Annotated in this window: 2 protein-coding genes; both read right to left on the bottom strand. The window is 53.9% G+C overall.

The features are described 5' to 3' along the window. Positions 1 to 39 precede the first annotated feature (39 nt). Positions 40 to 897, bottom strand: coding sequence for an IS3 family transposase (locus H096_RS24785; protein ID WP_033901970.1), 858 nt, complete (start codon positions 895 to 897; stop codon positions 40 to 42). Further along, positions 894 to 1,251: transposase (locus H096_RS24780; RefSeq protein ID WP_206542901.1), on the bottom strand; the 358-nt coding region annotated here is incomplete at its 5' end. The genes H096_RS24780 and H096_RS24785, both read right to left, overlap by 4 nt.

Raw genomic sequence — 1,251 nt, 5'->3', positions numbered from 1 at the left:
TGGACTTGTTCCCTCAAAACGTACGCCATGAAGCGAGTGTTAAGCAGTTTGCTTCAGTTGCTTTGCGTAGTCATTAGGTGAGCTGTATCCCAGCGCCGAGTGCAGCCGTGCCGCGTTGTAAAACCCATGGATGTAGCTTGCGATTGATGCATGGGCCTGTGCTTTGCTGGGATACACACCGATGGCTTCTTCCTTCTTGAGTGTGGCAAAAAAGCTCTCTGCCACGGCGTTATCCCAGCAATTCCCCTTACGGCTCATGCTTTGCACGAAGCCTCTTTCCGCGATCATGCTACGAAAACCGCTACCGGTGTATTGTCGGCCTCGATCAGAGTGAAAAATCACACCGTGATCCACGGGCGCTCTGGTCCAGGCGTTCATGAACGCCTGTTGTACCAAGCCCTCGGGCATACGATCCGACAGGCTGTAACCCAGCACCTGCCGGGTCTGGATACTCAACACCACAGCCAAGTACAACCAACCCTGGCGGGTCGAAATATACGTGATATCCCCCACCCAGGCGGGTGCTGGGCTTGTCACGGAAAAGCGTCGTTTCAACACGTTGTCAGAAATAGGTTGGATATACCGGTTATCCGTCGAGTGTTTGAAGCGGGCTTTGATTTTTCCTCGCAGCATTTCCTCTCTCATCAGACGAGCTACTCGCTTGTGCCCTATCGCGTACGAGCGGTTATGAAGCGCCTTAACCATGCGTGGACGCCCATAAGTGCCTCGGCTTGCCCGATGAATCGCGCGAATTTCCAAGCGAATCGCCACATCTGGATCAGGACGTTTCTGACGCTTCAAATAGCCGTGAAAGCCCGACACCGAGACCTCCATCACTCGACATAACAGCCTGACTGGAAAGTGAGTCCGTTCACGGGCGACAAAGGCGTATCTCAGTTGGACTCTTTGGCAAAGAACGCCGTCGCTTTTTTTAGGATTTCTCGCTCCATTTTGAGCGTGGCATTTTCAGCTCGAAGCCGAGCCAGCTCGCTTTCCAGGTCAGAGACCGGATGCCGGGCAGGAGAACTGAGAGGACGCCCGTTGCGTGCGGCGTCCAGCCAATTACCTAAGGTTTTGACCGAGATATCCAACTGTCGGGCAGCTTCTCCTCGACCAATGCTTTCAGCGAGTGTCACTGCCTGAGCTTTGAAGTCGTCGGTGTAACTGCGGCGAGTTTGCTGTGCCATAAGTGCCTCCAAGATTGCGATTAAAATATCGCTTCTTGGCGTCCGCTGCGAGGGAACAAGTCCA

Source organism: Pseudomonas sp. FH1, assembly GCF_000510895.2.
In the GTDB taxonomy this organism is placed as follows: Bacteria; Pseudomonadota; Gammaproteobacteria; order Pseudomonadales; family Pseudomonadaceae; genus Aquipseudomonas; species Aquipseudomonas azotoformans_A.
The sequence above is the reverse complement of the archived record's forward strand: the minus strand, read 5'-3'. Positions and strand labels throughout refer to the sequence as shown.